Source organism: Streptantibioticus ferralitis (assembly GCF_029223525.1).
Taxonomy (GTDB): domain Bacteria; phylum Actinomycetota; class Actinomycetes; order Streptomycetales; family Streptomycetaceae; genus Streptantibioticus_A; species Streptantibioticus_A ferralitis.
In genome coordinates this window covers 21,693-28,350 of sequence record NZ_JARHTQ010000055.1, presented here as the reverse complement: position 1 = coordinate 28,350, position 6,658 = coordinate 21,693, and the positions used below count along the sequence as shown (strand labels likewise).

The following is a 6,658-nucleotide window of genomic DNA, read 5'->3' as shown; positions in this document are numbered from 1 at the left end:
CACCCACCCGTTACCGTCCCCGGATCCCGGCGGCCGCGCCTTCCCGGGAGCCGACCCCCGGACCCCAGCCGAGACCCGGCCGACCTTCAGCAAGCACGGATGGTTCACGGGCGGGTGGCCGGGGGATTTCCCAGGGCACCGGCGGGTGGGCGGGAAGCCCCCTAAAAGAAGGTCCGGACGAAGTCCACGACCGTGTCGTCCTCGGCGACCACCGGAATCAGCTGCCACTTGTCGAACGTCGTGCACGGATGCGAAAGGCCCAGCGCCACCCAGTCCCCGACCTCCAGCTCGGCGCCCTCGGAGAGGGCCACGAACGCATGCTGGTCGGCCAGCCTGGTCACCTTCATGCCGTCCGCGGGACGCCGCTCACCGGTCAGCGTCCGCACGGCCCGCACCTCCGGCAGGTCCAGGTCGTACGCCGCGTCCCGCTTGCCCGCGTTGAGCAGCGCCAGCCCGGCCTCCGGCCGGGACACCACCTGCGCCCACAGCTGGAAGGCGGCCCGCAGCGAGCCCTCCCCGGCGACCCGGTCGTGGAACGGCGTGGTCTTCCGGTAGTGACCGTCGTCGTGGGTCACATACGCACCGGAGCGCAGCAACTTCAGCACCGGCCGGGAGAAGCTGTCGGCCGCGACCCTCGAGAACACCTCCGCGACGGAGTCGAACCACGCGCTGCCACCCGCGCTGAGCACGATCTCCTCCGCGTCCGCGAAGCGGCCCGCCGCGTCGAGATCCCGGGCCAGCGCGACCAGCCGGCGCAGCCACGCCGTCACCGACTCCTCGGTCTTGACCGGGAGTTCGCCCTCGTAACCGGCGACGCCGACCAACCGCAGATGCCGCGCGGCGGCCACCGCGTCGGCGACCTCGCGCGCGACGCCCGCGTCGCGGACGCCGGTGCGGCCACCGGGCGCCCCCAACTCCACCACGACGTCCAGCCGGTGGGTCAGCGCGGCTTCCATCAGCTCGACGCCGCGTACCGAGTCCACGTAGGCGACGAGGCGGAAGTCGGGGTCCGCCGCGAGCTCGCCGGACAGCCAGCGCAGGGCCGCCGCGTCCACCAACTCGTTCGCCAGGAAGATCCGTTGCACACCGAACGTGCGGTACACCCGTACCTGACTCGGCGTCGCCGCCGTGATCCCCCAGGAGCCGTGCGCCAGTTGGCGTTCGAACAGCTGCGGCGCCATGGAAGTCTTGCCGTGCGGGGCGAACGCCAGGCCGTGCTTGGCGGAGTACGCCTCAAGCTGCGCCAGGTTGTGTTCCAGCGCGGACGCCGAGAGCGTGAGGATGGGCGTGGTGAAACCGCCGTCGAAGATCGACCGGCGCTCGGCCGCCAACTCGCCGACGGTGCGGCCCTCGGCGTCCGGCGGCAGACCCTTGAAGCGGTGGTCGACCCGCTCCTCGTACAACTCCTCGACGTGCATCGGTCCTCCTGGAGCGGGCGCATTGCACAATATGCAACAGTCGTTGCGGTATGTGTTTCGTGCTGTCTAACATCCCGGCGAGCACCGGGTCAACGGTGAGCAGGCGGCGTGAGAAGCGGGGCGATCACGGTCACCTGATGGCCGCCGCGGCCCTCACCGTGCCCGGCGATCTCGGCACCCCGCCGCCGCGCGAGCGGGCCGACTCCCTCGCGGGGCTGAGCGACGAGGCGTGGGGCAGACTGCGGCTCGGGCCCGGATGGACCGCCGAGGCCGCGGAGGGGCCTACACCATGAGTCAGACCGTCGATCGCGCACTGAGCATCCTGCCGCTGCTCGCCGAGGGACCGGCCAACCTGGAGCAGGTGGCCACCCGTCTCGACGTCCACAAGTCGACGGCGCTGCGGCTGCTGCGCACCCTGCACGAGCACGGCATGGTCTACCGCCAGCAGGACCAGCGCTACCGGCTGGGCGCGCGGCTGTTCGCCCTGGCGCAGGAGGCGATGGAGAACCTGGACGTACGGGAGATCGCCCATCCGCACCTCGTGGCGCTCAACGAGGCGTGCGGGCACACCGTGCATCTCGCCGTGTACGAGGAGGGCGAGGTCGTCTACATCGACAAGGTGGAGAGCCGCTACCCGGTGCGGATGTACTCGCGGATCGGCAAGCCCGTCGCCATCACCGTCGCGGCGGTCGCCAAACTCCTGCTCGCCGATCTGCCCGAGGCCGAGCTGCGGGCGGTCGCCGAGCGCCTCGACTATCCCGCGTACACGGCCCGGTCCACCCCCAACGCGGCGGCGTTCCTTGCCGAGTTGGCCAGGGTCCGCGAGCAGGGCTGGGCCAGCGACCTCGGCGGCCACGAGGAGTCCGTCAACTGCGTCGGCGCGCCGATCCGCGGCGCGGACGGCCGGGTCGGTGCCGCCATGTCGGTCTCCGCGCCGAACGTCGTGGTGTCCACCGAGGAACTCCTCGCGCTGCGCCCGCTGGTGCTGCGTACCGCGGAGGCGATCAGTCGGGACTACTCCGGCCGGACACCCGGTAAGGATCCCAAGCACCCCAAGGTCCGCAACGAAAGGCAGTCATGAGCGACAAGACCGCGATCACCCCGGCGACCCACACCCAGCCGCCGGCCAAGTTCTCGCACGGCGTACGGAAGGGCAACATCCTCCAGGTCGCCGGTCAGGTCGGCTTCCTCCCGGCGGTGCCGGGTCGGACCCCCGCCCCGGCCGGGCCCGGACTGCGCGAACAGACCCTGCAGACGCTCGCCAACGTCCGGTCGGTCCTCGAAGAGGGCGGTGCCGGCTGGGAAGACGTGATGATGATCCGCGTCTATCTGACCGACACCGCGCACTTCGCGGAGATGAACGAGATCTACAACGAGTACTTCGCGGATCTCAAGGGCGCCCCGGCGGCCCGCACCACGGTCTACGTCGGGCTGCCCGCGGGCCTGCTGATCGAGATCGACGCCCTGGCCGTCCTCGACTGAGCGCCCGTACTCCATGGCGGCCTCCGCGGTGGCGGCGGCGCTGAGCCTGGCCGTGTGAGGGGCGCCTGTCCGGCGGGGATCTTGTGTGGGGCGTTGCCCGCGCGGGTGTGCAACCCCGTGCGCCCTTGACGGTGACGGCGCCTGGTGAGGTGGCGATGTACAAGAAGGCCTTCGCTGAGCTACAAAGACTTGCCGTCTACGGCCAACCGGCGCGAGCGCTGATCACCGCCGCAATTGACGCCCTGGGGTGAATCTCTGCAACCCGCTGCAACTTCGTGGACCCGCAACTGCCGCTCTTCCTACCGTCATTGGCATGGCAGCCCAAACCCACACCGCTGACCAGGCGGTGGCGAAGCTACGCGATGCCCTCCATGCGGCGGGCATCGTCCTACCGTCCCTAGGCGCTGATGCCGCGTCCCCCTACCTGAACCTGGTCCAGCTCGGCCGAGTCAACGCCGACACCGCGTTGACGCTGGCAGACGTCGTCCGCCGGGGCGCGGCGCGGTGAGCGCGGTGACCGGCGGCAAAGTCGTGTACCGGTACGTGGACCACACCATCACCGAGCACCCGGACACCGACGTCACGTTGGAGGCTCAGTGCCTCCACTGCGCGGACGAGTCCGGCCCGCAGGCCGCCGCCGAGCCCGTCGACATCTGGTGTCTACGTCACACGGGCCGCACCGGCCACGCCGGATTCCGTCGGCTGTGCACGTCGTTCGCGATGGTCGTACGCAACGAGACGACCTGAGCCGACCCCGAAGACCTCCGCCCCGGTCGCATGCCTGGACAGCGAACACGACCGAGGCGGACGCGAGTGCAGGACGGCCACGGGGACTAACCCCGAATACCTCGGTTGCTCCCCGCATCGGTCCAGGCCCGAGTGCCCCTGCCCGATGGGCGGTTGAGCGCACCGTCCGAGAGGGTTCTCTTCCGGGCTCAGCCCAAAGATAATGAGCATGCCAAATCCGGAAAGCTCCGGTACGGAGAGGATCCCCCCCACATGAACAGACCTCTCGCAGCTGCCTTATCGGCAGGATGTCTCGCCGTCGTCACACTGCTCGGCGCGGCCGCCGCACCGGCGGAGGCCGTGGTGCGGCCCGCCGACGCGCAGGTCACTTTCGCCGGGACCGTGGCGCTGGACGACTGCTCCGGGTCCGTCATCAGGACCCCCGCCTCGGCGGACAACGACCCGGCCATCGTCATGACCAACGGGCACTGCCTGGAGAGCGGAATGCCCGCCGCGGGCCAGGTCATCACCGACCAGCCGTCCGGCCGGACGTTCACGCTGCTGGACGGCGCGGGAAACCAGCTCGGAACGCTGCAGGCCAGCAAGGTGCTGTACGCGACGATGACCGACACCGACATCACGCTGTACCAACTCAGCAGCACCTACGCCCAGATACGCCAGCAGTACCAGATCGAGGCACTGCCGCTGGCCACCACCCACCCCGTGCAGGGCGACTCCATCGAGGTGGTCTCCGGGTACTGGCAGTCCACCTACTCCTGCGCGATCGACGGCTTCGCCTACAGCCTCAAGGAAGCCGACTGGACCTGGAAGGACTCCGTCCGGTACACCCCGGACTGCCACGTGATCGGTGGTACCTCCGGCTCTCCGGTCATCGACACCACGACCGGACAGGTGGTGGCGGTCAACAACACCACCAACGAGAACGGCGAGCAGTGCAGCCTCAACAACCCCTGCGAGGTGGACCAGAACGGCAACGTCACCATCCACCAGGGCACCGGCTACGCCGAGGAGACCTATCTGATCGCCCCCTGCGTGGGCACCGGCAACACAATCGACCTCACCCAGCCGAACTGCGCCCTCCCCAAGCCGTAACCAAACCCAGCGGAACGCCCTGGCACTGCGCCCGCCAGGGCGTTCCGTCCGGCGCGGGGCATCCGTGATGCGCTGCCGCGCGCGTCGCATGGATGCTCAGCAGGGTGCGGTCAACGCGTGAACTCCCCCCGTTGACGGATGCCCGCAGCATGGATCGCGTTCGCCAGCAAATGGGGATCGGTGAGGGCAGGCCCCTCGGCGGCCTGCGGCCAGTGTGACCAGTGGCGCCGCCGGACAGTACGGCGGAGAAGGCGCGGGTCGGGGCAGGCGAACCGTTTGCCTTTGCCGATCGTGGTGGTGAGCGGCATGGACCAAGTCGTGGTCGTTCCTTTGGGAACGAGGAATTCAACCGCTGTGCTGCCGGTGTGCATGACAGGTCCGAGGCCGGGGTGGGCATGCAAATCGCGCAGTAGTTGGCAACCAAGTCGATGGATTACGCGCACGACGTCGAACCGCACGCCTGTGGGGATGAGCGCGAGTTCGCCCCTTGCCCACTCGCGTAGAACTGGCCCGGGCGCATTGGCGGTTGACGCGAGCCAGTAGGCGGCGTCGCCCGGTGCCTTGCATCCTTCGTGTGGGCCGAGTGCTGTCTCCACCGCGTCGTACAGGGTGGCGAGGAGCTTGTCCGGATCGGTGATGTACGTGTCGGGACGGGGCGGGATGCGCCAGCGCGGCCCGGTGGTCCGCTGGGTTCCGGGAATCGGGATGTACGCGGTTTCGCCGTGGACGTGGATGTCCGCATGGCGAGGAAAGGCCCAGTCCGCCGCTGTGCGCACGGGGACGAACCAGTAATGGAGGCCCGCGGAGGGATCTTCGAGCACGGCTCCGCTCTCCGCCCCGAGGGCGGCGAGGGCAAGCTCCGCGAGTCGGCGGGGTACTCGAACCGCGTCCCACCACCGTCCTGCTGGTTGCAACGAGATACGTAGTCCTGGGGGTAGCCAGGCGGAGGAGGGCGCGTAGCTTCTTGTCACGCTTCGAGGATCGGGTTACATGAGGCATGTTTCGATACCCGCGCGGTAATCTCACCGTGAGATGACATTCCATCCCAATGTGAGCTGAGGGCCTGCCCACATGGCGCCACTTGCCTTCGTTGAACTTCCCGAATGGGCTTGGCAGCGAGCCGAAATGCGTCAGGCGCTCCGGAGCCGGGACATAGGGGCCGTGTTCCGATGTGTTCAGCGGTTCGGTGGAGTCAGTCAGGCGCGGATCGCCTCAGCGGTTGACATGACCCAAGGCCGGGTGAATGAGGTCATCAATGGACGCCGTGAGGTGTCCAGGCTCGATGTGTTCGAACGGGTTGCCGACGGCCTCGGTATGCCGGACGATGCCCGGCGCCTCCTCGGCCTCGCCGCATCCCGGGAGGGCGGTGGCGGAAGGGCCGTCGATCTCACGGCGTTCCCCGAAGTCGCGCGTGTTTACATGTCGCAGGCGTCGGCCACTGATGAGATCCAGCACGAAGCGCGCACAGCGAGCGAAGTTGACGTCCTCGCTGTCCGGGGTCTTGGGTTGCTCGCCCTCAACGACAGTTTGCTGCGAGAGTCGTTCACCCGTGCCGGTTCTGAGCCGTTGCGGCTACGGGTCCTGCTGCTGCACCCTGAATCCCCTGCTCTGGCGCTGCGAGCTGCGGATATCGGAGAGTCAGTGGAGTCCTTGGGCCATGGTGTACGGCTGGCGGAAGCTCGGCTCCGAGAGCTCGCCCAGCACTGCGAGTTGGGGATTTGGCGGTACCGGTCGCTGCCCACGTGGCGCGTCATCCGGCTGGATTCGACGCTGTTCGTGTCGGCCTTCGACGTGGGGTGGGAAGGACACGAGTCGGCCACGTACAAGGTGGTGCAGACACCGTACGGGCCGCTGCACCGAGGCTTCCGTCGGATGTTTGACGCGATGGTCGCGGACTCCGAGCGCGTCGTGTGAAGGGG

The 6,658-nt window shown here is 68.8% G+C and carries 8 protein-coding genes and 1 pseudogene; 7 read left to right on the top strand and 2 right to left on the bottom strand.

Annotation, left to right across the window (positions count from 1 at the left end):
- Positions 1-161: 161 nt before the first annotated feature.
- A complete protein-coding gene (locus P2L57_RS38375) occupies positions 162-1,418 on the bottom strand; it encodes an amino acid deaminase (protein WP_275822931.1) in 1,257 nt (418 codons plus the stop codon).
- A 116-nt stretch (positions 1,419-1,534) separates the two neighbouring features.
- On the opposite strand from P2L57_RS38375, the pseudogene P2L57_RS38370 reads away from it, so the two are divergent.
- The 6 genes and pseudogenes from P2L57_RS38370 to P2L57_RS38340 form a co-directional block, all read left to right on the top strand.
- Positions 1,535-1,711 (top strand): annotated as a pseudogene (locus P2L57_RS38370) (sugar kinase); the annotation flags it as partial.
- Positions 1,708-2,499, top strand: a complete 792-nt coding sequence (locus P2L57_RS38365) for an IclR family transcriptional regulator (RefSeq protein WP_275822929.1) — start codon at positions 1,708-1,710, stop codon at positions 2,497-2,499. The pseudogene P2L57_RS38370 and the gene P2L57_RS38365, both read left to right, overlap by 4 nt.
- A complete protein-coding gene (locus P2L57_RS38360) occupies positions 2,496-2,900 on the top strand; it encodes a RidA family protein (protein WP_275822926.1) in 405 nt (134 codons plus the stop codon). Before P2L57_RS38365 ends, P2L57_RS38360 begins: the two co-directional genes overlap by 4 nt.
- A gap of 313 nt (positions 2,901-3,213) precedes the next feature.
- Positions 3,214-3,408, top strand: coding sequence for a hypothetical protein (locus tag P2L57_RS38350; RefSeq protein ID WP_275822923.1), 195 nt, complete (start codon positions 3,214-3,216; stop codon positions 3,406-3,408).
- Positions 3,405-3,647, top strand: a complete 243-nt coding sequence (locus P2L57_RS38345; protein WP_275822920.1) for a DUF7848 domain-containing protein — start codon at positions 3,405-3,407, stop codon at positions 3,645-3,647. The genes P2L57_RS38350 and P2L57_RS38345 overlap by 4 nt, the downstream gene beginning before the upstream one ends.
- 252 nt (positions 3,648-3,899) lie before the next feature.
- The gene (locus P2L57_RS38340) at positions 3,900-4,739 is read left to right on the top strand and encodes a S1 family peptidase (protein WP_275822918.1); all 840 of its coding nucleotides are present in this window, start codon (positions 3,900-3,902) and stop codon (positions 4,737-4,739) included.
- A gap of 110 nt (positions 4,740-4,849) precedes the next feature.
- Here the strand turns inward: P2L57_RS38340 and P2L57_RS38335 are convergent, their stop codons facing one another.
- Positions 4,850-5,560, bottom strand: coding sequence for a hypothetical protein (locus P2L57_RS38335; RefSeq protein ID WP_275822915.1), 711 nt, complete (start codon positions 5,558-5,560; stop codon positions 4,850-4,852).
- Positions 5,561-5,810: 250 nt separating this feature from the next.
- On the opposite strand from P2L57_RS38335, the gene P2L57_RS38330 reads away from it, so the two are divergent.
- Positions 5,811-6,653 (top strand): helix-turn-helix domain-containing protein, encoded by an 843-nt coding sequence (locus P2L57_RS38330; protein ID WP_308292562.1) that lies wholly within the window; start codon positions 5,811-5,813, stop codon positions 6,651-6,653.
- The last annotated feature ends 5 nt before the right edge of the window (positions 6,654-6,658 follow it).

Bases quoted from the DNA above. Each gene is read 5' to 3' on its own strand.
- P2L57_RS38375 (WP_275822931.1), bottom strand. From the start codon at position 1,418: ATGCACGTCGAGGAGTTGTACGAGGAGCGGGTCGACCACCGCTTCAAG.
- P2L57_RS38365 (WP_275822929.1), top strand. From the start codon at position 1,708: ATGAGTCAGACCGTCGATCGCGCACTGAGCATCCTGCCGCTGCTCGCC.
- P2L57_RS38360 (WP_275822926.1), top strand. From the start codon at position 2,496: ATGAGCGACAAGACCGCGATCACCCCGGCGACCCACACCCAGCCGCCG.
- P2L57_RS38350 (WP_275822923.1), top strand. From the start codon at position 3,214: ATGGCAGCCCAAACCCACACCGCTGACCAGGCGGTGGCGAAGCTACGC.
- P2L57_RS38340 (WP_275822918.1), top strand. From the start codon at position 3,900: ATGAACAGACCTCTCGCAGCTGCCTTATCGGCAGGATGTCTCGCCGTC.
- P2L57_RS38330 (WP_308292562.1), top strand. From the start codon at position 5,811: ATGGCGCCACTTGCCTTCGTTGAACTTCCCGAATGGGCTTGGCAGCGA.